Origin of the sequence: Streptomyces showdoensis, assembly GCF_039535475.1 — a bacterium.
GTDB lineage: Bacteria > Actinomycetota > Actinomycetes > Streptomycetales > Streptomycetaceae > Streptomyces > Streptomyces showdoensis.
The window spans coordinates 351,971-376,893 of sequence record NZ_BAAAXG010000026.1; the positions used below are offsets into that span (position 1 = coordinate 351,971).

The following is a 24,923-nucleotide window of genomic DNA, read 5'->3' on the forward strand; positions in this document are numbered from 1 at the left end:
TCCCTCAGACCTCGTAGGGCTGGACGACGATGAAGTTGCCGGGGGCGCCCCGGAACTGGAGGTTCACGGTCTCCCCGCTGTGGCCGGGGTACGCGTTGCGGCGCAGCCGGACCTGGCTGGAGAGGATGACCTGGGAGGCGGACGACCAGGCGACGACGGCGTTGCAGTCGGCGAAGGTGGTCGGCGTGACGGGCAGCACGACGGGGACGCCGTGGGTCTTCACGACGACGGTGCCGGCGCCCTGGAACTGCATGGTGAAGAGGGCGCCGCCGGGGATGCCGTGGCCCTCGATCCGGCGGACCTCGTACTGGAGCGACTCGTCGAAGGCGAGCACGTTCTCGGCGGAGACGCAGATGCCGTCGCCCTGGAGCTCGATCGGGTGCAGATGGGCGCCGTTCTCGGCGAGGAAGACCTGGCCGCGGCCGGTGCAGCGCATCAGCTGCATCTCCTGGCCGGTGGCGTTGCCGACGATCCGGCCGGCGAATCCGGCTCCCTTGTAGGCGAAGTCCACCTTGCCCTGGTACATGACCATCGAGCCCTGGCGGGCGAGCACGGGGGCGCCGCCCATGGCGAGGTCGACCCGCATGAGCTGCTGGTTCTGCGGGGTCCAGCGGGCGCCGGTCGCGGCCTCCTTGTACGGCGCGAGCGCGGCGGCGAGCCCGGCGCCGGCGGCGGGGGCGCCCTGCGGGACGCCCGGCGGCATCCCGTGCTGCGGAGGGAACTGGCCGGGGGGCTGCCCCGGGACCTGGCCGTACTGCGGCTGGCCGTACGGGGCGGGGGCCGGCTGGCCGTAGACCCCGGGCGGCGGGGTCTGGCCGGGCACCTGGCCGTACTGCGGGGGCTGCGGCGGCTGCCCGTACGGCGCGGGCGCCGGGGCGGGCGGGGCCGGGGCGGGCGCCGGGGCCGGGGGCGCCAGCGGCGCGACCATCGTCGGCGCGGTGTGCACCGGCGCGGGCGCCGGAGCGGGGGCCGGGGCCGGCGGGGCGCCGAAGGCGGGGGCCGGAGCGGGGGCGGCGGGCGCGGCGGGCGCGCCGAAGGCCGGCGGCGCGGCGGCCTGGCCGGGCGGGGCGAAGCCCGGGGCGGACGCGGGGGCCTGCTGCGGGGCCGGCTCCTCCTCGGCGACCTCGCCGCCGAAGTTCCGGAGCAGCGCCTCCAGGCCGCCGTCGAAGCCCTGGCCGACGGCGGCGAAGCGCCAGACGTCCTTCAGGTAGAAGTCGCCGAGCATGACCGCGCGTTCGGTGGAGAACTCCGCACCGGTGAAGGCGTAGCGGGCGACTTCCTCGCCGCCCGCGACGATCCTGATCCAGCCGGGGCCGACCTGCGACATCTGCCCGGCGCCGTCGATCGTCGCGGTGAACGACAGCTTGTGGATGTGCGCGGGCACCCGGTCGAGGGTGACGCGGAAGGACTCGGTGTCGCCCGCCTGGGCGCCGAGCAGCTGGATGGACTCCTCGGGCGACTTCGGCTGGTTGAAGAAGACGAAGTACCGGTCGTCGGAGAGCCGCTCGTCCGCGTCGAGGCCGAAGCAGCTGATGTCGAAGGTCAGGCCGGGCGCCGCGATCTGCACGCCCACGTACAGATCGGTGCCCGCCGTGAGATCACTGATCTTGGCCTTGTGGCCGCGTTGGAATTCCCTGGCCATATGTGACGACCGTCCCCCATCCCGATTCACGATTGCGTCGCGCCAGGCTAACGGCTGACCACGGCATTGAGCCAAGCCCGAACGCATTCGGTACAGAACCGGAGCACTTCCGGAATCACTCCTCCCGGGCGGCCGGCGGGTGCGGGAGCCGGCCGGCGGCCACCACGCCCTCCAGATAGCCGCGGGCCCGCTCGGTGCGCGGGTAGGCCTCCAGGAGCCGCCAGAAGCGCGGTCCGTGACCGGGCACCAGCAGGTGGGCCAGCTCGTGGCAGAGGACGTAGTCGACGACGTACTCGGGCATGCCCTGGAGCCGGTGGGAGAGGCGGATGCTGCCCTCGGAGGGCGTGCAGGAGCCCCAGCGGGTGTTCTGGTTGGTCACCCAGCGCACGGAGCTGGGGCGGGCCCGGCCGCCGAAGTACTGCTCGGCCAGGCGTTCGGCGCGCTCGGTCAGCTCGCGGTCGCCGAGGACGCCGCGGCTCTCCTGGGCCGCCAGCTTGTCCAGCATGACCGTGACCCAGCGCTGCTCCTCGGCCTCCGACATCCGGGCCGGGATGAGCACGATGGTCCGGTCGCCCTCGCGGTATGCGGAGACGGTTCTGCTCCGGCGGGAGCTTCTGCGGACCTCGACCGCACTCGTCCCGGAACCGCGGGGCGGATCGCTCGTCACGCTGCGCTGTGGGTCGGCCGGCACGGGCCCGACGTTACCCGCTGGCGGCGCGGGAAGTCCCGCGCCATTCAAATGATTAATGCCACGGCCCTGTGGACAACTTTCCGCGCCGAACCCGCCGCCCGGGCAATCTGACCTCGGAGCCCACCGCGGCACGACAGGGCGAAGAAAGATCGTTTACGGAATTACGGGGGCGGGGTCATGCATCCGATGGTCAAACCGGCGCTGCGGCGCGCCTGGCGCAATCTGCGGTACGTGCAGTTCGGGGTCACGCCCGCGCACGCCGTCGTCCTGGGTCCGGTCGACACGACCACCGGCAGTCTGATCGGGCTGTTCGACGGGACCCGCGGGACGGAGCTGCTGCGGGCGGAGGCCCGGGCCCTCGGGCTGCCCGACGGACACCTGGAGGCGCTGCTCGGGCGGCTCGCGGCGGCGGGGCTGATCGCCGACGCCCCGGCGCGCCGGGGGGACCCGGCGCTGGACCCGGTGCGGGCGGACCTGGCCTCGCTCTCCGTCGTCCACCGCGCGCCGGACGGGGCGGCCCGCACGCTGGCCGCGCGGCGGGGCATGCGGGTGCAGGTCCGGGGCGCCGGGCGGGTCGGCGCGGCCGTGGCGGCGCTGCTCTCGGCGGCGGGCGTGGGCCGCGTGGAGGTCCTGGACGCGGGCACGGTCGCGCCGTGGGAGGTGTCCCCGGGCGGGCTGCCGGCCGAGGCGGTCGGTGAGCGCCGCGCGGTGGCGGCCCGGCGCCTGGTGGGGCGCTCGGCTCCGGGCGGGCGCCCGCCGGGGGAGCGTCGTACCGGACCGGGTGACGGGTGCCGCGAGCCCGGGCTCTCACTCGTGGTGGTGACTCCCCGGGACGGCCTCGGGGCGTACGTGCCGGACCCGCTGCCGGCCGAGGGTTGGCTCTCCACGGGCACGCCCCACCTGTACGCGGGGGTCCTGGAGGCGACGGGCGTGGTGGGCCCGCTGGTGCTGCCCGGTGCCACGGCCTGTGCGGGCTGCGCGCAGCGGGAGCGGTGCGAGCGGGAGCCCGTCTGGCCGCGGCTGCCCGCCCAGTGGCGGTCCGGCGCACCGCATCCGCTGCCGGCCTGCGACGTGGCCCTGGCCTCGGCGGTCGCCGGCCTCGCGGCGGCGCACGCCCTGGCCTTCCTCGACGGCGACCCGCCGTCGAGCACGGGAGCCCGCTGGGAGGTGTCGCTGCCGCTGCTGGAGTGGCGGACGGAGCCGGTGCGGGCGCATCCGGAGTGTCCGTGCGGGGCCGGGCGCGCGCGGAGGGGGGAGCATGCCTCGGCGGTGGGGAGGGCGCAGGACACAATGGCGGGGTAGGGCCTGCCCGGCACGGCAGTCTGGGACTTGGAGGGCGCATGTCTGATCTTCCCCGGAAAGCGGTCACCCGGACCGCCAAGTTGGCCGCGTTGCCGCTCGGCTTCGCGGGCCGGGCCACCTGGGGGCTGGGCAAGCGGATCGGCGGGAAGTCGGCCGAGATCGTCGCGCGGGAGCTCCAGCAGCGCACGGCCGAGCAGCTGTTCAAGGTGCTCGGCGAGCTCAAGGGCGGGGCGATGAAGTTCGGGCAGGCGCTGTCCGTCTTCGAGTCGGCCCTCCCGGAGGAGGTCGCCGGCCCCTACCGGGCGGCGCTCACCAAGCTCCAGGAGGCGGCGCCCCCGATGCCGACCCGCACGGTGCACGCGGTGCTCGCGGAGCGGCTCGGCGAGGAATGGCGGGAGCTCTTCCTGGAGTTCGAGGAGAAGCCCGCGGCGGCGGCCTCGATCGGCCAGGTGCACCGGGCGGTGTGGCACGACGGCCGCGAGGTCGCGGTGAAGGTGCAGTACCCGGGGGCGGGGGACGCGCTGCTGTCGGATCTGACCCAGCTGAGCCGCTTCGCCCGGCTGCTCGGCCCGCTGATCCCCGGCATGGACGTCAAGCCGCTGATCACGGAGCTGCGCGACCGCGTCGCGGAGGAGCTGGACTACGCGCTGGAGGCCGAGGCCCAGCGGGAGCACGCGGCGGAGTTCGCGGACGACCCGGACGTGGTGGTCCCCGCGGTGGTCCACCAGTCCGAGCAGGTCCTGGTGACGGAGTGGATGGACGGCGTCCCGCTCTCGGAGGTGATCGCGGACGGCACGCCGGAGCAGCGCGACCGGGCGGGCCAGCTGCTGGCCCGCTTCCTCTTCTCCGGCCCCGCGCGTACGGGCCTGCTGCACGCCGATCCGCACCCGGGCAACTTCCGGCTGCTGCCCGGCCCCGTGACGGCGGACGGGGCCGACGGGGCTGACGGGGGCGGCGAGCCCGGTGGGTGGCGGCTGGGGGTGCTGGACTTCGGCACCGTGGACCGGCTGCCCGGCGGGCTTCCGGAGACGATCGGCACCTGTCTGCGGATGACCCTGGCCGGGGACGCGGAGACGGTCTACGAGCTGCTGTGCGCGGAGGGCTTCGTGAAGGAGTCCATCGCGCTCGACCCGGACGCGGTCCTGGAGTACCTGCTGCCGATCATCGAGCCGGCCGAGGCGGAGTCCTTCGTCTTCACCCGCGGCTGGATGCGCACCCAGGCCGCCCGGATCGCCGATCCCCGCTCCCCCGCCCACCAGTTGGGCAAGCAGCTCAATCTGCCGCCCGCGTATCTGCTGATACACCGTGTGACGCTGAGCACGATCGGGGTGCTGTGCCAGCTGAACGCGACGGTCCGGCTGCGGGACGAGCTGGCCGAGTGGCTGCCCGGCTTCGCGGCGGCGGAGGAGTAGCGCTCACCACCAGGAGGAGTCGAGGCGGCCCTCGATGGCCCTGATGTTGGCGCGGGCGCACTCGTCACAGAAGTACTGCCGGGTGCCGTTCTCGACGGAGCAGGTCCAGGTGAGGGGCAGCTCCCGGGCGGTCCTGCCGCAGCGGGCGCACACGTAGGGGGCCTCGGGGGTGGGGGCTTCGTTCACCTTCGTGACGATAACCCGACGAGCGCCCGGCGGCAGGGCAACGCACCGCGGGGGCCGGTCCGTTCGGACCGACCCCCGCGTTCTGTTCTGCCTGACCGATGACCGGTCGCTGCCGGGGCTGCCGCCCGGCTGCGGCCCGGATCAGTGCATGACGGCCATGGCGAGCGCGCGACGGGCGCGCAGCGACACGCGCTCGGCGCGGCGCTGCATGCGCCGGGCGGCTACCAGGCGCACGGCCTGGCGTTCCGCGTCGGCTTCGCGCTGACGGTCGTGCATATGGGCACGGGCCAGGGCTTCTGGGATGAGTTGCATCTCACGGGTCCTGTTCTGACGCGAGCGGTTCGCGCCGATGATCGAAACGTCTGGGGTAGCGGAGCCGGAGGGCTCGTGGGCGGGCGAGGTCATCGGGGCCTGCTTCTGGGGATCGTGCGTGAGGGGGCGGTCGATGGTTCCGGTGACGTTCATGCCGCGACCGGGTTCTTGCGCGGACGGCCACGGGGCCGCTTGCGGGCCACGACCACGCCCTGGACGAAGAGCTCGCCACCCCAGACGCCCCAAGGCTCGCGACGCTCCTTGGCGCCCGCGAGACAGGCCGCCATCAGCGGGCAGGTCCGGCAGAGCGACTTGGCGTACTCGACGTCGGCCGGGGACTCGGCGAAGAAGACCTCGGGGTCGAACGAGCGGCAGGGGACGGGTACGCCGAGGTTCTCGATGGCGTCGTCGAGCGCGGTGAGCGCGGTGAGGGGGGTCAAGGCGGAGTCCTCCGTGAGGCCGGGCGGGGGGATCGTTTCGGAAGGCGGTACGGACGGGGCGTGCGCTTCGAGTTGCACGGGTGTTCTTCCTCGTCTGTCGTTCCGGCCGGTGGGCCGGGGTTTCTGCTGGTACCGGTTGCTACTGGTCCCGAGGCACCTTCGGTCCGTCGTCCCCGTTCGGGGACAAACAGAAGGGCCGCGGATCCCGGGTGGGGTTCCGCGGCCCTGAAGGCGCCGGCCTGATCGTCGATCAGGCTGGATCACTCCAGGGTTCGAGCCCACGGAAGGCCCACATCGTGTGGTGCTGCGTCGTCTGCTGCTTCTGCTCAATGCCGGCACCGGTCGCCGCAAAGCCATAGGCCGTGGCCTGGGCCTTGCCCACTACTCCTGCTTCCAGTGCCTTGGTCGGTCGCTCATTGCGCTCCGGCCGATCGGCCAGCAGACGCGGCATGCCGAGAACGGGCATACCGGTGCCGGGCAGACCGCTGCCAAGGAGCGCGGAGGTCGCGAAGGAGGCGGAGGCCGCCGAGGACGCGAAGGCGTCGACGGAGAGGCCGAGCGAGCAGGCGGAGACGACCGAGCGATCGGTCATTTTGGCGGTGCCGGTCTTGATGTTCTCGATGATGCTGATCACTGGAATCGCCTCCTCTCGGCGTCTCGGAGGGGCCGGGGTGAACCGGACCCTCATGTTCATTTGGACAAGTACAGCACGAAGACAGGGCTTCGAAGAAGCCGCCGTTTCCGTGGTTAAGAACCTATGGGGCTTGACGGGGCGGGCGCAAACTATTTTTCCGACGAGTTTTCCTCACGTGTCGTCGTCGCTTCCTCCACGGTCCTCACCTGCGCAGATGGCGAGAACATCGGCTCCGAAGCGGTCCAGCTTGCGGGCACCCACCCCGGAGATCACGGCGAGCTCCCCTCCGGACTCCGGGACCCGTTCCGCGATCGCCATGAGCGTCTTGTCGGTGAACACGCAATAGGCCGGCTGGCCGAGCTCCCTGGCCTGAACCGCCCGCCAGTCCCGCAGCCGCTCGTACAGCCCCTCGTCCATGTCGGACGGGCAGTCCTCGCAGCGCATCAGCTTCATCTCGCCCGCCTCGGTGAGCGTGGCCCCGCAGACCCGGCAGCGGGCGGGTCCGCGCCGCCTGCGCCGCTCGGCGCCGCCGCCGGTGCCGCGCTCGATCCCGCCGCCCGCGCCCGCGCCGGCGCTCCCGAGGGCCCCGGAGCCGGGCCGCAGGCCCTTGAGGAAGCGGGTGGGGCGCCGGGAGGCGCGGCCGCCCGGGGAGCGGGAGAGGGACCAGGAGAGGGTCAGGTGGACCCGGGCCCGGGTGACCCCGACGTAGAGCAGCCGCCGCTCCTCCTCGACCTGCTCGTCGGTCTTGGCGTACGTGATCGGCATCATGCCCTCGGCGAGGCCGACCAGGAAGACGGCGTCCCACTCCAGGCCCTTGGCGGCGTGCAGCGAGGCCAGCGTGACGCCCTGGACGGTGGGCGCGTGCTGCGCGGCGGCCCGCTCGTCGAGCTCGGCGACCAGGTCGGAGAGGGTGGCCCCGGGCCGGGCCCGGGCGAAGTCCTCGGCGAGCCGGACCAGGGCGGCCAGCGACTCCCAGCGGTCCCGGACCGCGCCGGAGCCGGTCGGCGGGCGCTCGGTCCAGCCGGTGCTGGAGAGCACGGCGCGGACCTGGGCGGGCAGGTCCTCGACGTCGTCGAGCAGCGCGTCGTTCCCCCCGGCGCGGGCGGCGCCGCGCAGGGCGACGCCCGCCTTGCGCACCTCCTCGCGGTCGAAGAAGCGCTCGGCGCCGCGCAGCTGGTAGGGCACGCCGGCGTCGGCGAGGGCCTGCTCGTAGACCTCGGACTGGGCGTTGATCCGGTAGAGCACGGCGATCTCGCCGGCCGGGACGCCGGCGGCGATCAGGTCCCGGACCCGGCGGGCGGTGCCCTCCGCCTCGGCCGGTTCGTCCGCGTACTCGGCGTAGCCGGGCTCGGGGCCCGGGTCGCGCTGGGAGACCAGCTCCAGGCGGTGCTCGGCGGCCCGGCCGCTCGCCTGGCTGAGCAGCCCGTTGGCCAGGTGGACGACCTGCGGGGTGGAGCGGTAGTCCCGGACCAGCTTGACCACGGTCGCGCCCGGGTGGCGGGTGCGGAAGTTCAGCAGGTGGTCGGGGGTGGCGCCGGTGAAGGAGTAGATGGTCTGGCTGGCGTCGCCGACCACGCACAGGGTGTCGCGCTCGCCGAGCCACAGGTCGAGCAGCCGCTGCTGGAGCGGCGAGACGTCCTGGTACTCGTCGACCACGAAGTGCTGGTACTGGCGGCGGATCTGGTCGGCGATGTCGTGCCGGTCCTGCAGGATGGCGACGGTGAGCAGCAGCACGTCCTCGAAGTCGATCACGTCGCGGTCGCGCTTGAGCTGCTCGTACATCGCGTAGACCTGGCTGATCTCGGCCGGGTCGCGGGGGGCGTCGCGGAGCGACTTGGCGACGGCCGCCGGGTAGTCGCCGGGGACGGTCTGGGTGACCTTGGCCCACTCGATCTCGCTCGTGACGTCCCGCAGCTCGTTCCGGTCGAGGCGGACGCGGCAGCGGGCGGCCGCGTCGGCGACCAGCTGGATCTTCCGCTCCAGGAGCCGGGGCAGCTCGCCACCGACCGCTTTCGGCCAGAAGTACTGGAGCTGGCGCAGGGCCGCGGAGTGGAAGGTGCGGGCCTGGACGCCGCCCGCGCCGAGCTGGCGGAGCCGGCCGCGCATCTCGCCGGCGGCGCGGTTGGTGAAGGTGACGGCGAGCACGCTCGCGGGCGCCAGGATGCCCGCCCGCACCCCGTAGGCGATGCGGTGGGTGATGGCCCGGGTCTTGCCCGTGCCCGCTCCGGCCAGGACGCACACCGGTCCGTGCAGGGCCAGGGCGACCTCGCGCTGCTCGGGGTCCAGCCCGTCGAGCACCGCGTCGGCCGTCTCGGGGACCTGCGGGAAGAGAGTGGAGGGCGTTGCTGCTGTCACTCCGCCATGCTGCCAGGTTCGCGGGGAGCGTGCGGCGGCTTGTCCACAGGGGTGTGGCACCGGTCATACGAACGCGGAAAGGGCCCGGATCCGGGAATGGCCGGGTGACCGCGTACGTTCTTCCCTCGGCACCCGACCGCAGACAGAGGAGCTCCAGGCCATGCAGGGCACTGTGACGATGTACAGCACGACGTGGTGCGGCTACTGCCGCCGGCTGAAGAGCCAGATGGACCGCGAGGGCATCGCGTACACGGAGATCAACATCGAGCAGGACCCTGACTCGGCCGCGTTCGTGGAGAAGGCCAACGGGGGCAACCAGACCGTTCCGACCGTGCTCTTCCCGGACGGTTCGACGCTGACGAACCCGTCGCTCGCGCAGGTCAAGCAGAAGATCGGCGTCTGAGCCGGCCCCTCGCGCCTCCTGGCCGAAAACAGCCCCCGCCCGGCACTGCCGGGCGGGGGCTGTCGCGTTCCGCTTGGGTGGCGCGGGGCCGGGCGGGGCCGGGCCGGCTCCGGTCGGGGCTCGGCCGGACCCCGGTCAGACCACGTCGCCCGGCTTCGGCAGCGGCTTGCCGTACCAGAGCTCGATCAGCCGCGAGGCGATCGAGATCCCGTACGGCGGCAGCACCTCGCCGGACTCGAAGGCGGCGGCCAGGTCCTCGCGGGAGAACCAGCGCGCCTCCTGGATCTCCTCGCCGTCCACGGCGATCTCCGAGGAGGTCGCGCGGGCGAAGAAGCCCAGCATCAGGCTGGACGGGAAGGGCCAGGGCTGGCTGGCGACGTACTCGACCTCGCCGACCGTGACGCCCGCCTCCTCGAAGACCTCGCGGACCACCGACTGCTCGATGGACTCGCCCGGCTCGACGAAGCCCGCCAGCGTGGAGAAGCGGCCCTCGGGCCAGTGCACCTGGCGGCCCAGCAGCGCGCGGTCCCGGTCGTCGGTGACCAGCATGATCACCGCCGGGTCGGTCCGCGGGTAGTGCTCGGCGCCGCAGGCCTGGCAGCGGCGGATGTGGCCGGCCGCCGCCACCACGGTCCGCTCGCCGCAGCGCGAGCAGAAGCGGTGCAGCCGCTGCCAGTTCTCCAGGGCCACCGCGTGCACCATCAGACCCGCGTCCCGCGGCGACAGCAGCAGCCCGGCCTCGCGCAGCCCGGCGGGCCGCGCGGACTGGTCCATCCGCCCCGGCAGGGTGTCCTTCTGGAGCGCGAAGTAGGAGACGCCTTCGGCGTCCGTGCCCAGGAAGTAGCGGTGGGTCTCGGTGACCGGGGCCTCGAAGGCCGGGGTCATCACCAGCTCGGTCCGGCCGTCCGGCGTGTCGTCGATCAGCACCTGGCCGCCGGAGACCACGAAGACCCGCGTCGTGGGGTGGCTCCAGGCGGCCGCGAGCCACGCCTCGTCCAGGCGGTGGTGGGCGGCGCGGTCGACGCCGCTCGGAGCGGTCAGTCCGATCGGACGGTCCGCGGCCTCATAACGGAAGGTGCTCACAGGTGCTTCCAACTCCCCCGGATCGGTGGTTTCGGCGTTCGGCGGCAGGGCGGCCGGCCGGGCGGGCCCGGCGCCCGGGCCGGCGGGTGGCTCAGAGGGCGGCGGGCAGGTCGCCCCACAGGTGCGCGGTGGCCTCGACGCCCTTCATGAGGAGGTCCAGCTCGACCTTCTCGTTCGGGGCGTGCCAGCCGTCGGACGGCACCGAGATGCCCAGGAAGAGCACCGGGGCGCCCAGCACGTCCTGGAGGTCGGCGGCCGGTCCCGAGCCGCCCTCGCGGGTGTAGCGGACCTTGGCGCCGTCGAAGGCCAGGCTCATCGCCCCGGCCACGGCCTTCAGGGCCGGGTGGTCCAGCGGCGTGAGGCAGGGCCGGGTCGGGGCGCCGAAGACGATCTCGTACCGGACGCCCGCCGGGACCAGTCCGGCCAGCCACGCGCGGACGGCCTTCTCGATGTGCGCCGGGTCCTGTCCGGCGACGAGCCGGAAGGAGAGCTTCAGGTGGGCGGAGGCGGGGACGATCGTCTTGCCGCCGGGGCCCTGGTAGCCGCCGCCGATGCCGTTGACCTCGGCGGTGGGACGGGCCCAGACGCGCTCCAGCGTGGAGAAGCCGGCCTCTCCCAGGGTGCCGTGCGACTTGGCGGTGGTCAGCCAGCCGGTCTCGTCGAAGGGCAGCTCGGCGATCAGCTCCCGCTCGGCCTCGGAGAGCTCGGTGACGCCCTCGTAGAAGCCGGGGATCGCGACCCGCTCCTCCGCGTCGTGCAGGGCGGCGACGATCCGGCCGGCGACGGTGGCCGGGTTGGGCACGGCGCCGCCGAAGGAACCGGAGTGGATGTCCTGGTCGGGGCCGTACAGGTCGATCTCGCAGTCGGCGACCCCGCGCATGCCGGTGCACACGGTCGGGGTGGTCTCGGACCACATGCCGGTGTCGGAGACGATCACGATGTCGGTGGCGAGCCGGCCGGCCCGCTCCTCCACGAGGGCGCGGAAGTGCGGCGAACCCGACTCCTCCTCACCTTCCACGAGCAGCTTGAGGTTGACGGCGGGCGCGGTGCGGCCGGTGGCGGCGAGGTGGGCGCGGACCCCGAGGGTGTGGAAGAACACCTGGCCCTTGTCGTCGGAGGCGCCCCGCGCGTACATCCGGCCGTCGATCACCGTCGGCTCGAAGGGCTCGGTGTGCCAGCCGTCCTCGCGGGCGGCCGGCTGCACGTCGTGGTGCCCGTAGACCAGGACGGTCGGAGCGTCCGGCTCGCCGGACGGCCACTCGGCGAAGACCGCCGGGGCGCCGTCCGTCTCCCACACCTCCACGGTCGGGAAACCGGTCCCGGCCAGCCGGTCCGCGAGCCAGTCGGCGCTGCGCCGCACGTCCTCCGCGCGGTCCGGCTGCGCCGACACCGAGGGGATGCGCAGCCACTCGGCGAGCTCGTCGAGGAAGGCGGCACGGTGCTGCTCGACGTACGCGCGGACGGTCTCGGTACGGGCGGTGCGGACGGCGTTGTCCGGGGTCTGGCTCATGGCTCCGAGCCTATCCGGCGCCGACGGGGTCCCCGTCCGGGGAGCCCCCGCCCAGCAGCAGGGCCTCCAGCTCGGCCCGGCCCGGCAGCCGCGCGGGGCGCACGACCTCCCCCGTCCGTACGTAGACGAAGGCGGCGGCCACCTCCTCCGGGGCGAGTCCGTTCTGCTCGGCCCAGGCGAGCCGGTAGATCGCCAGCTGGAGCGGATCGGCGGTGCGCAGATGGCTCGTCTTCCAGTCGACGATCTCGTACGCGCCGGTGTCCGGGTCCCGGTAGACGGCGTCGATCCGGCCCCGGACCACCCGCCCCGCGAGGGTGAGGTGGACGGGTATCTCCACGCGGTACGGGGTGCGGTGGGCGTAGGCGGTGCGGCCGAAGGCCTCCTTGAGGGCCTCCAGGTCGCGCTCGTCCGCGATCTCCGGCTCGCCGGCGAACTCCTCGCCGCCGGGCAGCTCGTCCGGCCCCAGCAGGGGCAGCGGCAGCTCCTCGAACCGCGACTCCACCCAGGCGTGGAAGCGGGTGCCCCGGCGGGCGGCCGGTTGCGGCGGCTTCGGCATGGGCCGGGCCAGCTCCTTCGCGAAGCCGTCGGGGTCGGCGGCGAGGCGGAGGACCTGGGAGGCGGAGAGGTAGGCGGGGAGGACGACGTCCCTGGTGGTGGCGCGGGAGCGGTGCAGCTCCGTGGTGAGGGCGGTGAGGTCGCGGTCCCAGGAGGCGATGGTCTTGGCGTCCTCGGGGGTGAGCGCGGCCCGGGGGGCCGGGACGTCCGCGTGGCCGGGCTCCTCGTCGCGGTCGGGCTCCTCGTCCGGGTCCCTGACGGGCTCCTCGTCCCAGTCGAGCTCTCCGGGGAGCCAGAGGTCCTCGGGGTCCGGGTCCGTGGGGTCCGGGTCCCCGCGATCCGGGTCCCGGGGAGCCCGCGGGGCCGACGGGCCCTGGGGGACGTACGCCCACAGCCGGGCGCGGACGGTCTCCGCCGCCTCCCGCCTCCGCTTCAGGCTCTCCTCGTCCAGGGGCAGCGGCCAGGCCCGGTCGGCGAGGTCCGCGGTCAGCAGGGGGTTCTCGGCGCCCTCCTCCGGGGCGTCCGCCCAGGCCTCGATCTCGCCGTGGCCGGCCGCGCAGTGGGCGTACAGGGCGTCGAGGAAGTCCGAGGGGCCGCGGGGCTTCTTCTGGGCGGGTCCCCACCAGTGGGCGGAGCCGAGGAGGAGGGAGCGGGGGCGGGTGAAGGTCACGTAGCCGAGACGGAGCTCCTCGGTGTGCTGGTGCTCGCGCAGGGCGTTCTTGAAGGCGGCGAGGGCCTTGGAGTCCCAGCCCTCGACGGCGGGCAGGGTGGCCGCGTCGCCGCGCAGGGCGTGCGGCAGGACCTGGGGCTGGGAGGTCCAGGACTCGCGGGCGCGGGCGGACGGGAACTGGCCGGCGACCAGGCCGGGCACGGCGACCACGTCCCACTCCAGGCCCTTGGACTTGTGCGCGGTCATGACCTTGACCGTGTTCTCGCCGCCGGGGAGGGCGTGGTCCAGGCCCTTCTCGTACTGCGCGGCGGTGCGCAGGAAGCCGAGGAAGGCGAGGAGGGTGGCCTCGCCGTCGAGGGAGGCGAAGCCGGCGGCCGTGTCGAGGAAGCCGGCCAGGGTCTCGCGGCGGCGGGCGGCCAGGGCGTGCGGGGAGGCGGAGAGCTCGACCTCCAGGCCGGTGGCGTGGAGCACCCGGTGCAGCACGTCCATGAGGGGGTCGGCCAGCGAGCCGCGCAGGGCGCGGAGCTCGGTGGCGAGGCGGGCGAAGCGGACCCGGGCCTCGGCCGAGAAGGGCAGGCCGTCGTCCTCGCCGCCGGAGTCCAGGAAGGTGTCGAGCGCGTCGGCGAGGGAGATCACCTCGGCCGGGTCGACGCCCTCGACGGCGGCGGCGAGCCGCTGGTCCGGGTCGTCCGACCCGTGCCCGGGGCGGTGCACCAGGAGCCGGGCGCGGCGGCCGAGGAGGGCCAGGTCGCGGGGGCCGATCCGCCAGCGGGGGCCGGTGAGGAGCCGGACCAGGGAGGCGTTGGCGCCCGGGTCCTGGAGGACCTCGCAGACCGCGACCAGGTCGGCGACCTCGGGGAGGTGGAGCAGCCCGGAGAGGCCGACGACCTCGACGGGGACGTCCCGGGCGACGAGGGCGGCCTGGATCGCGGGGAAGTCGCCGGCCGTGCGGCACAGGACGGCGATCTCGCCCGGCTCGGTGCCGGTGCGGACGAGGTGGGCGAGGGAGTCGGCGAGCCAGTCGATCTCCTCCGCGTGGGTGGGCAGGAGGGCGATGCGGACGCCGCCGTCGCGCTCGGCGCCCGGCGCGGGCCGCAGCGCCTCGACGCCCGCGTGCATGGCGCGCAGGGGGGCGGCGAGCCCGTTGGCGAGGTCGAGCAGGCGGCCGCCGCTGCGGCGGTTCTCGGAGAGGGCGAACCGGGCGGCGGGGCTGCCGTCGGCGTACGGGAAGTGCTCGGGGAAGTCGTCGAGGTTGGCGACGGAGGCGCCGCGCCAGCCGTAGATGGCCTGGCAGGGGTCGCCGACGGCGGTCACGGCGTGCCCGGTGCCCTGGCCGAAGAGGCCGGACAGGAGCAGCCGCTGGGCGACGGAGGTGTCCTGGTACTCGTCGAGGAGGACGACCCGGAACTCGTCCCGGAGGATCGCGCCGACCTCGGGGCGGGTGGTGGCGAGCTCGGCGGAGAGGGCGATCTGGTCGCCGAAGTCGAGGAGGTCCCGGGAGCGCTTGGCGGCGCGGTAGCGCACGACGAGGTCGAGGAGCTCGCGGCGGGCGGCGGCGGCCTCGGGGACCTTGCGCAGGTCGGCGTTGGTGAGCTTGGCCCGGGACAGGGCGTCGAGCAGCCCGGTGTCGTACGCCGTGAGGTCCCGCGGGCTGACCAGGTGCTCGGCGAGCTCGGCGTCGAGCGCGAGGAGGTCGCCGACGAGGGTCGGGAAGGACTTGGTGAGCGCGGGGTACGGGCCCGGGGCCTCGCGCAGCACGCGGGCGGCGAGCTGGTAGCGGGTGGCGTCGGCGAGCAGCCGGGAGGTGGGCTCCAGGCCGATGCGCAGGCCGTGGTCGGTGAGGAGCTGCCCGGCGAAGGCGTGGTAGGTCGAGATGCGGGGTTCGCCCGGGGGGTCGTCGGGGTCGATGACGTCGGGGTCGGTGACCCCGGCCCGGACGAGGGCGGTGCGGACGCGCTCGGCGAGCTCGCCCGCGGCCTTGTTGGTGAAGGTGAGCCCGAGGACCTGCTCGGGGGCGACCTGGCCCGTGCCGACCAGCCAGACCACCCGCGCGGCCATCACCGTGGTCTTGCCGGAGCCGGCTCCGGCCACGATGACCTGCGGGGCGGGCGGCGCGATGATGCAGGCCGTCTGCTCCGGGGTGAACGGGATGCCGAGCAGCTCCTTGAGCTGCTCGGGGTCGGTGATGCGTGCGGTCACTCCAAAGAGGCTAACGGGGCGGACCGACAACGCGGACCGCGCGAGAGTTCCGTCACGCCGAGGTGCCCTGGTCCAGCTTGGCGAGGTCGACGGTCTCGTCGGCCGGCGGGATCACGACCTTGACGGGCTTGTCGTACGCGGAGAGCTCCAGCGTGCCGGGTTCGTCGCCGCCGGTCTTGACCACCTTGAGGATGTACGGCTTGCCGCGCTGGGAGACGGACACGGTGGTGGTCTCCCCGCCCGGCTTGTGCTCGACCAGGGTGGCGACCGGGACGCCGGCGACCACGCCGTCGGGCCCCCGGGTCAGTCCGGTGCGTCCGGTGTCCTTGCCGAGGTCGGCCAGGAAGGACTTCAGGTCGCAGACGCCGCCGAGGTCGCTGCTGCCGGCCTGGCCCGCGGTGATCTTCAGCCAGCGGCCCTTGAGCAGCTCGATGGTGGGGCCGATCTGCTCCGGGGGCATGCCCTGGGAGGTCATGGACGACCGCCAGAAGCCCTCGTCGCCCTTCATGTACGTGACGCCCCCGGACTGGCGCAGCTGGGCCGCACCGCCCTGGATCCTCACGGCGCCGGTGCACTCGTCGTGGTCGTTGACGGAGAAGTCGACGCCCAGCCGCTCCCCGGCGGAGACGACCCGGCCGGTCATGCGCAGCGAGGTCGCGGACCGGGTGGCGGCGACGGCCCGGTCGGCGATCTGGTCGGCGGTCAGGCCCTGGAACGGGTCGGTCGAGGGGGCCGGGGCGGGGGCGGAGAGCGCGGGCGCCCGTGCCTCCGACGGCGTCTGCGCCAGGGCCGCGGGGGCTCCGCCGACGATCACGGCGGCGCAGACGGCGGTGGCGGCGGCGCGGAGCTTGGTGGTGTGGGACGCCATGCGAGCCTCCTCGCGGGTTCACCCCGGTATCCAAGCCTGCCGGAGCGGCCCCGTCCGCGCGACTCCGCGCCGCCCGGTCCCCCCTGGTCCCACGCCTCCGGTCCCCCCCTACTCGACGACCTGGCGGCCCTCCGGGCGGGCGCTGCACGAGGCGCGGAAGGAGCAGGTGGCGCAGTGCTGGCCGGTGCTCGGGGTGAAGCGCTCGTCGAGGACCCGGCCGGCCGCGGAGGCCAGCAGGTCGCCGACCCACTCGCCCGCGAGGGGTTCCTGGGCCTGCACCTTCGGGAGCGCGTCGCCGCCCTCCTTCTTGGCGGCGGCCTGGCGCAGCTGCACGAGTTCGGCGCCGCCCGGCTCGGGGGTGCGGCCGCCGAAGACCTCGTCGACGGCGCCCTCGCGGACGGCGAGCTGGTAGACGGCGAGCTGCGGGTGGTGGGCGACCTCGTCCTTGGTGGGGGCGGACTTGCCGGTCTTGAAGTCGACGACGTAGGCGCGGCCCTGCTCGTCGGCCTCGACGCGGTCCATGGAGCCGCGGATGCGGACCCGGTAGTCGCCGGCGGCGAGGGTGACGTCGAAGTCGTGCTCGGTGGCGGCGGGGGTGCGGCCGCCGCGGTCCATGACGTGCCAGCGCAGGAAGCGTTCGAGGGCGACGCGCGCGTTCTCCTTCTCCTGCGAGGACTTCCAGGGCGCGTCGAAGGCGAGGGCGTCCCACACCGAGTCCAGGCGGGCCATCAGGACGTCGAGGTCGGCGGGGGTGCGGCCGGAGGCGACCTCGTCGGCCAGGACGTGGACGACGTTGCCGAAGCCCTGGGCGGCGGTGGCGGGGGCGTCCGCCTTGACCTCGCGGCCCAGGAACCACTGCAGGGCGCAGGTGTTGGCGAGCTGGTCGAGGGCGGAGCCGGAGAGCGCCACCGGGTGCTCGCGGTCCCGCAGCGGCACGCTGCTGCGGGTCGGCTCGGCCAGGCCCCACCAGCGGTCGGGGTGGGCGGCGGGGACGAGCGCGGTGCCCTCGTCGTCGGTGAGGGCGGCGAGCCGGGCGAGGCGTTCGGCGGCGGCGGCGCGCAGTTCCGGGGAGGCCTCGGGGTCGACGGTGGTGGCGCGGAGCTCGGCGACGAGGGCGGCGACGGCCAGGGGGCGGCGGGGGCGTCCGGTGACGTCCTTGGCCTCCTGGCCGAGTTCGGCGAGGAAGCGGGAGGGCTGGTCGCCGTCCTCGGCGGGGGCCTTGACGGCGGTGACGACGAGCCGGTCGCGGGCGCGGGTGGCGGCGACGTAGAAGAGGCGGCGCTCCTCGGCGAGGAGGGCGCCCGGGGTCAGCGGCTCGGCGAGGCCGTCGCGGCCGATGCGGTCGGCCTCCAGGAGCGAGCCGCGCCGCCGCAGGTCGGGCCAGAGGCCCTCCTGCACGCCCGCGACGACGACCAGGCTCCACTCCAGCCCCTTGGAACGGTGGGCGGTCATGAGCCGGACGGCGTCGGGGCGGGTGTGGCGGGTGGTGAGGGTGTCGGCGGCGATGTCCTGGGCGTCGAGCTCCTCCAGGAAGTTGAGCGCGCCGCGCCCGCCGACCCGGTCCTCGGCGCGGGCGGCGGTCTCGAACAGGGCGCAGACGGCGTCCAGGTCCCGGTCGGCGTTGCGGCCGGCCGGGCCGCCGCGCAGGGAGGCCCGTTCGAGGCGGCCGGGCCAGGGCGTGCCGTCCCAGAGCAGCCAGAGGGCCTCCTCGGCGGTGCCGCCCGCCGCGAGCCGCGCCCGGGCGGCGCGCAGCAGTTCGCCGAGCCGCCGGGCGCCGCGGGCGTACGAGCGGTCGTGCGCGACCAGCCGCTCGGGCTCCGCGAGGGCCCGCGCGAGCAGGACGTCCGAGGGCGCGGGAACGGCGTTCCCCCCGGCCCGCTCCTCGTCCCGCAGGGCCCGCCCGAGCCGCCGCAGGTCGGCCGGGTCCACGCCGGCGAGCGGCGAGGCGAGCAGCGCGACGGCGGTCTCGACGTCGAGCCAGCCGGTGTCGGCGGTGGGGACTCGGCCATCGGCCGGGACACCGCCATCGGCAGCGCCGTCGCCGGCGTCTGCGGCGGCGGCGTCGGCGTCGGCGGTGTCGGCGTCGGCGTCGGCGTCGGCACCGACCGGCTCGACGTCGAGACCGGCGTCCGCGTCAGCGGTGTCTGCGGTGTCTGCGGCGGCACCGGCCGGCTCGACGTCGAGACCGGCGTCCGTCCCTCCGTCGACGGCGCCCGGCTCCCCCGTCGCCGCGGCCCGCAGGGCCAGCAGCAGGGGGGCCACCGCCGGCTCGTGGCGGAGCGGGGTGTCGGCCGCGTCGGTCTCGACGGGGACGCCGGCGGAGGTGAGGGCGCGGCGCAGGGACGGGAGGTGGGCGGCGGCGCGGGTGAGGACGGCCATCTCGTGCCAGGGCACGCCGTCCTCCAGGTGGGCGCGGCGCAGCAGGTCGGCGATGTTCTCGGTCTCGGTGGAGGCGGTGGGGTACGTGTAGACCTCCGCCCGGCCCCCGTCCCGTACCGGGGCGAGCGCACGGTGGGCCCGTACCTGCTCGGCGGGGAGCCGGGGCAGCGGCATGCGCTGGGTGAGGAGGCGGGTGGCGGCGAGCAGGCCGGCGCCGGAGCGGCGGGAGGTGCCGAGGACGCGGACCGCGCCGCCGAAGGCCGCGGGGAAGTCGAGGATGCCGTTGACGTCGGCGCCGCGGAAGGCGTAGATCGACTGGTCGGGGTCGCCGAAGGCCAGCACCGTCTTCCCGCCGCCGCCCGCCAGCGCGCGCAGCAGCCGGACCTGGGCCGGGTCGGTGTCCTGGTACTCGTCGACGAAGATCGCGTCGTACGCGGGGAGCGCGGCCGGGTCGGCGGAGTCCGCGAGCAGCACGGCCCGGTGGACGAGCTCCGTGTAGTCGAGGACGCCCTGGAGGTCCAGGACGTCCAGGTACTCGGCGAGGAAGCCGGCCGCCGCCCGCCAGTCGGGGCGCCCGACCCGCCGGGCGAACTCCTCCAGGGCCCGCGGCCCCAGGCCCAGCTCCCGGGAGCGGGCGAGGACGGCGCGGACCTCGTCGGCGAAGCCGCGGGTGGTGAGGCAGGCACGGAGTTCGTCGGGCCAGCTCACCCGGCCGAGGCCCGCCTTCTCCAGGTCGATCTGCCCGGCGAGCAGCTCGCGGACGGCGAGGTCCTGCTCGGGTCCGGAGAGCAGCCGCAGCGGTTCGGCGAAGAGCTCGGCGTCCTGGTGGGCGCGGATCAGGGCGTAGCAGTACGAGTGGAAGGTCGTCGCCTGCGGGGGCCGCCGGCCGCCGAGCCGGGCCGCCATCCGGTCGCGGAGTTCGACGGCCGCCTTGCGGCTGAAGGTGAGGACGAGGATGCGCTCGGGGTCGGCGCCCCGCTCCAGCCGGGCCGCGACCGCCTCCACCAGCGTCGTCGTCTTCCCGGTGCCGGGTCCGGCGAGGACCAGGAGCGGTCCGCCCCGGTGGTCAACCACCGCGCGCTGCGCTGCGTCCAGCACAGGGGGCCGCACCGGCGCCGGCGCGGTCCGCACCAGCCGGTACGCGCCGGGGCCCCGCGTAGCCGCGAGGGTGGAGGAGGAAGTCACGTGGGTCGCCGGTCCTGCTGGTGGATGGTGGGCGGGGAGCTCGGGGTGCGAGGCGTGCGAGGCCTGCGCGGTCTTCTCGGGGTGCTCGGGTGAGAAGCGCGAGCTTCGACGGTACGCGATCCCGGCGGCGACCCGGGGGCGTCCGGCCCGGCCGGTCCTCAGCCCTGCGGGGCCGCTCCGTCCCAGCGGGCCCGGCGCATGTCCAGCCGCGGCGTGCCGCCGCCCTGGGGCTGCCGCAGCGGGGTGCCCTCGGCGCGGTAGTGACCAAGCGCACGTCGCTCGTGTCCGGGCAGCAGGGCGCCGTCCGCCCGCACCACGCGCCACCAGGGCACCGATCCGCCGTACAGCGCCATGATCCGGCCGACCTGGCGCGGGCCGCCCTCCCCCACGTACTCGGCGACGTCCCCGTAGGTCATCACCCGGCCGGGCGGGATCTCCTCGGCGGCCTGAAGGACCCGTTCCGCATAATCGGGCAGCTCGGGCAGCTCCTGGTTCTCCATTCGGCTCATCCTGCCTCACCGCACCGACAACCCCCTGATGCCTCCGTACGGCCCCGCTTCGTGCCACCATCGTGCGGGCGGTGACTGGTGATACGAGAACAAGAACAAGCGACGGCAGGGACTGCGGCGACAGCCGCGACGCCGCCGACGGACGATGAGGCGGCCCGGGCCGCCGCGACACGGCATGCAGAGACGGACATGGTGATGGGGCACGACATCCAGCCTCCGGGGCGGTCTCCCGGCGAGGCGCCGTCCAACCTGCCCGAGCGCGTCTCCGGCGACGAGCCGCTGCTCGCCGCCCGGGTCCACCGCCCCTCGGACCTGATGCGCCTGCTCATCGGCGTCCTCGCCATCGCCGTCGTCCTCGCCATCGCCGCCTTCGCCCACGGCACGACCTCCGGTCTGGAGCAGGACATCAACAAGGGCGCCGGCGGCGCCCCCGACGTCTTCGTCAAGATCGCGGGGCTGGTCTCCTCGATCGCCGTGCTGCTGGTGCCGGTCGCCTTCGCCATCGAGCGGCTGATCAAACGGGACGGGCTGCGGATCGCGGACGGCGTGCTCGCGGCCGTCCTCGCGCACGGCGTCACCCTCGCCACCGACCTGTGGGTGGCCAACGGCGCGCCCGGCACCATCCAGGACGCGCTGACCCAGCCGCAGTCCGGCGGCGGACTCACCGACCCGGTGCACAACTACCTCGCGCCGGTCATCGCGTACATGACCGCCGTCGGCATGGCCCGCAGGCCGCGCTGGCGGGTGGTGCTGTGGATGGTGCTGCTGCTCGACGCGTTCACCATGCTGGTCGCCGGGTACACCACCGCCCTGTCGATCATCCTGACGGTGCTGATCGGCTGGACCGTGGCGTACGGCACGCTGTACGCGGTCGGCTCGCCCAACGTCCGGCCGACCGGGCAGACGCTCCTCGCGGGCCTGCGCCGGGTCGGCTTCCGGCCGGTGACCGCGCTGCGCGCCGAGGGCGTGCCGGACGCCGCGGACAGCGGGGACCGGGGCCGCCGCTACATCGTGACCCTGGAGGACGGGCCGCCGCTCGACGTCACGGTCGTCGACCGCGAGCAGCAGGCGCACGGCTTCTTCTACCGGGTCTGGCGGCGCATCACCCTGCGCACCATCACCACCCGCCGCTCGATCGTCTCGCTGCGCCAGGCCCTGGAACAGGAAGCGCTGCTCGCCTACGCGGCCATCGCCGCGGGTGCCAACGCGCCGAAGCTGATCGCCACCTCCGAGCTCGGCCCGGACGCGGTGATGCTCGTCTACGAGCACCTCGGCGGCCGGACGCTCGACTCGCTGGACGACGAGGAGATCACCGACGACCTGGTGCGCAGCGCCTGGCGTCAGGTGAAGGCCCTGCAGTCGCGCCGCATCGCGCACCGCAGGCTGGCCGGCGACGCGATTCTGGTGGATCGTTCCGGCAAGGTGATCCTGACGGATCTGCGGGGCGGCGAGATCGCCGCCGGCGACCTGATCCTGCGGATGGACATCGCCCAGCTGCTCACCACCCTCGGACTGCGGGTGGGCGCCGAGCGGGCGGTCGCCGCGGCCGTCGAGGTGCTCGGCCCCGACGCCATCGCGGACTGTCTGCCGCTGCTGCAGCCGATCGCGCTGAGCCGCTCCACCCGCGCGGAGCTGCGCCGGCTGGCCCGGGAGCGCTCCGCCCGGGAGCGCGAGGCGGTGCTCGCCGCCTCCGAGGCCGCCCGGCAGGCCCGCGCGGAGGCCCGCGCCCAGGCGAACCTGGAGACCGACCGGAAGGTGGCCCGCGCGGAGAAGCAGGCCGACAAGAAGGCCGAGAAGCGGGCGCTCGACGAGGCCCTGGACGAGGCCCGCGAGGAGGACCTGCTCGCCCAGATCCGGCACCAGGTGCTGAAGATCCGGCCGCAGGCCCCGGTGGAGCCGGTGCGGCTGGAGCGGATCAAGCCGCGCACCCTGGTCAGTCTGATCGCCGGTGCCGTCGCCGCGTACTTCCTGCTCTCGCAGATCGCCCGCACCCCGCTGTCGACGGTCAGCGAGGCGGACTGGCGCTGGGTCGCGGCGGCCGTGGTGTTCTCGGCGCTCAGCTACGTGGCGGCGGCGATGAGCCTGCTCGGCTTCGTGCCCGAGCGGGTCGGCTTCTGGCGCACGGTGGTGGCGCAGGTCGCCGGCTCCTTCGTGAAGATCGTCGCCCCGGCGGCGGTCGGCGGGGTCGCCCTGAACACCCGCTTCCTGCAGCGCGCGGGCGTGCGGCCGGGCCTCGCGGTCGCGAGCGTCGGCGCCTCGCAGCTGTTCGGGCTCGGGGCGCACATCCTGCTGCTGCTCTCCTTCGGCTACCTGACCGGTACGGAGAAGTCGCAGTCCTTCACGCCGTCGAGGACCGTCATCGCCGGCCTGCTGACGGTCGCCGTGCTCGTGCTGGTCGTGACCGCGATCCCGTTCATGCGCAAGTTCGTCTCGACCCGGCTGCGGTCGCTGTTCGCGGGCGTGGTGCCGCGCATGCTGGACGTGCTCCAGCGGCCCATGAAGCTGGTCACCGGCATCGGCGGCATGCTGCTGCTCACCGGCGCGTTCGTGTTCTGCCTGGACGCCTCGATCCGCGCCTTCGGGCACGGCGACGTGTCGGTCAGCTACGCGAGCGTCGCGGTCGTCTTCCTCGCGGGCAACGCGCTCGGCTCGGCGGCCCCGACCCCGGGCGGCGTCGGCGCCGTCGAGGGCGCGCTCACCTTCGGCCTGGTCGCGGTGGGGCTGCCGATCGAGGTCGCCACGCCCGCGGTGCTGCTGTACCGCCTGCTGACGCTGTGGCTGCCGGTGCTGCCGGGGTGGATCTGCTTCAACTGGCTGAGCAAGCGCGAGGCGCTGTAGTTCCGGGCGGTGCCGTGTCGACCGGGCCGGGCTCGCGGCGTGATCGACACGGCATCCCCGGCCGTGCGGGGTGGCGCCCGGCGGGGACCACCCGCATGGCCCACCTCCCGCGCGGGGGGTGGGCGGGCGGCCCACGATGGGGGCATGCCGATCTCCGCAGCCCAGCGTGCCGCCCTGCTCACCGCGTCCGCCGTGCTCCTCGCCGCCGGGTGCTCGGACGGCGGAGACTCCTCGGGCACCGCGACCCCCTCGACCGGCGGACCCTCGGGACTCGACCGGCTCGCCACGCAGAAGCTGGACTGGTCCGTGTGCCTGCCGCCGTCGCCGGCCGAGGGCGGCGGGCCCGCGCCGTCGCCGCTGCCGGACGGCGCCCGGTGGGAGTGCTCGTTCATGACCGCGCCCCTCGACTACGCCAAGCCCGACGGCGACACCGTGGACCTCGCGCTGATCCGGGCCAAGGCGCGGGACCAGGGGCGGCGGATCGGTTCGCTGGTGTTCAACTTCGGCGGGCCCGGCGGCTCCGGCATCACCGGACTGCCCAGTTTCGCCACCGACTTCGAGTCCCTGCGCTCCCGCTACGACCTGGTCTCCTTCGACCCGCGCGGGGTCGGCCGCAGCGAGCCGGTCCAGTGCCTCGGCGACAAGGAGCTCGACGCCTACTACGCCCTCGACTTCACCCCCGACGACGCGGCCGAGGAGCGCACGCTGTCCGACGCCCAGAAGAGGTACGCCGCCGGCTGCGAGGCGGACGCCGGCCGCGAACTCCCCTACGTCGGCACCGAGAACGCCGCCCGGGACATGGACCTGATGCGGCGGGTCCTGGGCGACGACCGGCTGCACTACTTCGGCATCTCGTACGGCACCGAGCTCGGCGGCGTCTACGCGCACCTCTTCCCGAAGAACGTCGGGCGCGCCGTGTTCGACGCCGTCGTCGACCCGGCCGCCGGAGTGGAGGAGGGCGCGCTCGGGCAGGCCAAGGGCTTCCAGCTGGCGCTCGACAACTTCGCCCAGGACTGCGTGGCGCGCGGGGACGCGTGCGTGCTGCCCGGCGCGAGCGTCGCCGGGATCGAGGGGTTCATCCTCGACCTGCTGGAGCGGCTCGACAAGAAGCCGATCCCGGGCATCGGCGACCGGATGCTCACCCAGACCCAGGCCACCAACGGCATCGCGCAGTCCCTGTACTCGAAGGAGTTCTGGCCCTATCTGGAGCAGGGGCTCGACGAGGCCGACGGCGGCAACGGCGCCCTGCTGCTCGCCCTGTCCGACTCCATGAACGGGCGCAACCAGACCGGCAGTTACAGCAACATCCAGGCCGCCAACGCCGCCATCAACTGCGTGGACTTCAAGCAGCGCTACACGCTCGGCCAGGCCAGGGAGCGCGTCCCCGAGTTCCGCCGGGCCTCCGCCGTCTTCGGCGACTTCATGGCCTGGGGGCTCTCCAGCTGCGCCCAGTGGCCGGTGCCCGGCTCCTGGGACCACCCGGACGTCTCCGCCGCCGGCTCCGCCCCGATCCTGGTCATCGGCAACACCGGCGACCCGGCCACCCCGTACGCGGGCGCCCGCTCGATGGTGGACGCCCTCGGCCCGGGCGTCGGCGTGGAGCTGACGTACAAGGGGCAGGGCCACGGCGCCTACGGCAGCGGCGACACGTGCGTCAAGGGCGCCACCGACGCGTACCTCCTGGACGGCAAGGTGCCGGCCTCCGGGACCGTGTGCCCGTAGCCGCGGGCCCGCCGCCTACGATGGCGGT

Annotated in this window: 18 protein-coding genes; 5 read left to right on the top strand and 13 right to left on the bottom strand. The window is 74.6% G+C overall.

Annotated features, from left to right (window positions below):
• Nucleotides 1-4: 4 nt before the first annotated feature.
• Nucleotides 5-1,642, bottom strand: coding sequence for a TerD family protein (locus ABD981_RS14115; protein WP_345529359.1), 1,638 nt, complete (start codon nucleotides 1,640-1,642; stop codon nucleotides 5-7).
• Between the two features lie 115 nt (nucleotides 1,643-1,757).
• The gene (locus ABD981_RS14120; RefSeq protein WP_123955046.1) at nucleotides 1,758-2,333 is read right to left on the bottom strand and encodes a M48 metallopeptidase family protein; all 576 of its coding nucleotides are present in this window, start codon (nucleotides 2,331-2,333) and stop codon (nucleotides 1,758-1,760) included.
• Nucleotides 2,334-2,510: 177 nt separating this feature from the next.
• Between ABD981_RS14120 and ABD981_RS14125 the strand changes: the two genes are divergently transcribed.
• A complete protein-coding gene (locus ABD981_RS14125; RefSeq protein WP_046910986.1) occupies nucleotides 2,511-3,635 on the top strand; it encodes a TOMM precursor leader peptide-binding protein in 1,125 nt (374 codons plus the stop codon).
• A 38-nt stretch (nucleotides 3,636-3,673) separates the two neighbouring features.
• The gene (locus ABD981_RS14130; RefSeq protein ID WP_046910985.1) at nucleotides 3,674-5,047 is read left to right on the top strand and encodes an ABC1 kinase family protein; all 1,374 of its coding nucleotides are present in this window, start codon (nucleotides 3,674-3,676) and stop codon (nucleotides 5,045-5,047) included.
• A 3-nt stretch (nucleotides 5,048-5,050) separates the two neighbouring features.
• On the opposite strand, the gene ABD981_RS14135 is transcribed toward ABD981_RS14130, so the two are convergent.
• From ABD981_RS14135 to ABD981_RS14155, 5 genes are all read right to left on the bottom strand, one after another.
• Entirely contained in the window at nucleotides 5,051-5,233 is a 183-nt protein-coding gene (locus ABD981_RS14135) for a hypothetical protein (RefSeq protein WP_046910984.1), read from the bottom strand.
• Nucleotides 5,234-5,374: 141 nt separating this feature from the next.
• Entirely contained in the window at nucleotides 5,375-5,698 is a 324-nt protein-coding gene (locus ABD981_RS14140; protein ID WP_046910983.1) for a hypothetical protein, read from the bottom strand.
• Nucleotides 5,695-6,063, bottom strand: a complete 369-nt coding sequence (locus ABD981_RS14145) for a WhiB family transcriptional regulator (protein WP_046910982.1) — start codon at nucleotides 6,061-6,063, stop codon at nucleotides 5,695-5,697. Before ABD981_RS14145 ends, ABD981_RS14140 begins: the two co-directional genes overlap by 4 nt.
• A 172-nt stretch (nucleotides 6,064-6,235) precedes the next feature.
• Nucleotides 6,236-6,619, bottom strand: a complete 384-nt coding sequence (locus tag ABD981_RS14150; RefSeq protein WP_046910981.1) for a hypothetical protein — start codon at nucleotides 6,617-6,619, stop codon at nucleotides 6,236-6,238.
• A 171-nt stretch (nucleotides 6,620-6,790) separates the two neighbouring features.
• The gene (locus ABD981_RS14155) at nucleotides 6,791-8,974 is read right to left on the bottom strand and encodes an ATP-dependent DNA helicase UvrD2 (protein WP_046910980.1); all 2,184 of its coding nucleotides are present in this window, start codon (nucleotides 8,972-8,974) and stop codon (nucleotides 6,791-6,793) included.
• A 160-nt stretch (nucleotides 8,975-9,134) separates the two neighbouring features.
• On the opposite strand from ABD981_RS14155, the gene ABD981_RS14160 reads away from it, so the two are divergent.
• Entirely contained in the window at nucleotides 9,135-9,377 is a 243-nt protein-coding gene (locus ABD981_RS14160) for a mycoredoxin (RefSeq protein WP_030688646.1), read from the top strand.
• Nucleotides 9,378-9,512: 135 nt separating this feature from the next.
• On the opposite strand, the gene nudC is transcribed toward ABD981_RS14160, so the two are convergent.
• The 6 genes from nudC to ABD981_RS14190 all read right to left on the bottom strand — a co-directional run bounded on the left by nudC (nucleotide 9,513) and on the right by ABD981_RS14190 (nucleotide 20,326).
• The gene (gene nudC / locus ABD981_RS14165; protein WP_046910979.1) at nucleotides 9,513-10,460 is read right to left on the bottom strand and encodes an NAD(+) diphosphatase; all 948 of its coding nucleotides are present in this window, start codon (nucleotides 10,458-10,460) and stop codon (nucleotides 9,513-9,515) included.
• A gap of 91 nt (nucleotides 10,461-10,551) precedes the next feature.
• Nucleotides 10,552-11,970, bottom strand: coding sequence for a dipeptidase (locus tag ABD981_RS14170; RefSeq protein ID WP_046910978.1), 1,419 nt, complete (start codon nucleotides 11,968-11,970; stop codon nucleotides 10,552-10,554).
• A gap of 10 nt (nucleotides 11,971-11,980) precedes the next feature.
• Nucleotides 11,981-15,394, bottom strand: a complete 3,414-nt coding sequence (locus ABD981_RS14175) for an ATP-dependent helicase (RefSeq protein WP_046910977.1) — start codon at nucleotides 15,392-15,394, stop codon at nucleotides 11,981-11,983.
• Between the two features lie 52 nt (nucleotides 15,395-15,446).
• Complete coding sequence (locus ABD981_RS14180) at nucleotides 15,447-16,262, bottom strand: hypothetical protein (RefSeq protein WP_046910976.1); 816 nt, start codon at nucleotides 16,260-16,262, stop codon at nucleotides 15,447-15,449.
• A gap of 108 nt (nucleotides 16,263-16,370) precedes the next feature.
• Nucleotides 16,371-19,826 (bottom strand): ATP-dependent helicase, encoded by a 3,456-nt coding sequence (locus ABD981_RS14185; protein ID WP_123955044.1) that lies wholly within the window; start codon nucleotides 19,824-19,826, stop codon nucleotides 16,371-16,373.
• A gap of 158 nt (nucleotides 19,827-19,984) precedes the next feature.
• Nucleotides 19,985-20,326, bottom strand: coding sequence for an MGMT family protein (locus ABD981_RS14190; RefSeq protein WP_123955043.1), 342 nt, complete (start codon nucleotides 20,324-20,326; stop codon nucleotides 19,985-19,987).
• Between the two features lie 204 nt (nucleotides 20,327-20,530).
• On the opposite strand from ABD981_RS14190, the gene ABD981_RS14195 reads away from it, so the two are divergent.
• Nucleotides 20,531-23,173 (top strand): lysylphosphatidylglycerol synthase transmembrane domain-containing protein, encoded by a 2,643-nt coding sequence (locus ABD981_RS14195; protein WP_240495426.1) that lies wholly within the window; start codon nucleotides 20,531-20,533, stop codon nucleotides 23,171-23,173.
• Nucleotides 23,174-23,317: 144 nt separating this feature from the next.
• Nucleotides 23,318-24,895 (top strand): alpha/beta hydrolase, encoded by a 1,578-nt coding sequence (locus tag ABD981_RS14200; protein ID WP_046910973.1) that lies wholly within the window; start codon nucleotides 23,318-23,320, stop codon nucleotides 24,893-24,895.
• Nucleotides 24,896-24,923: the final 28 nt, after the last annotated feature.

Coding starts and splice junctions, on each gene's coding strand:
- ABD981_RS14170 (WP_046910978.1), bottom strand. CDS start 11,970: ATGAGCCAGACCCCGGACAACGCCGTCCGCACCGCCCGTACCGAGACC.
- ABD981_RS14180 (WP_046910976.1), bottom strand. CDS start 16,262: ATGGCGTCCCACACCACCAAGCTCCGCGCCGCCGCCACCGCCGTCTGC.
- ABD981_RS14190 (WP_123955043.1), bottom strand. CDS start 20,326: ATGGAGAACCAGGAGCTGCCCGAGCTGCCCGATTATGCGGAACGGGTC.
- ABD981_RS14195 (WP_240495426.1), top strand. CDS start 20,531: ATGGGGCACGACATCCAGCCTCCGGGGCGGTCTCCCGGCGAGGCGCCG.
- ABD981_RS14125 (WP_046910986.1), top strand. CDS start 2,511: ATGCATCCGATGGTCAAACCGGCGCTGCGGCGCGCCTGGCGCAATCTG.
- ABD981_RS14140 (WP_046910983.1), bottom strand. CDS start 5,698: ATGAACGTCACCGGAACCATCGACCGCCCCCTCACGCACGATCCCCAG.
- ABD981_RS14115 (WP_345529359.1), bottom strand. CDS start 1,642: ATGGCCAGGGAATTCCAACGCGGCCACAAGGCCAAGATCAGTGATCTC.
- ABD981_RS14200 (WP_046910973.1), top strand. CDS start 23,318: ATGCCGATCTCCGCAGCCCAGCGTGCCGCCCTGCTCACCGCGTCCGCC.
- ABD981_RS14160 (WP_030688646.1), top strand. CDS start 9,135: ATGCAGGGCACTGTGACGATGTACAGCACGACGTGGTGCGGCTACTGC.
- ABD981_RS14130 (WP_046910985.1), top strand. CDS start 3,674: ATGTCTGATCTTCCCCGGAAAGCGGTCACCCGGACCGCCAAGTTGGCC.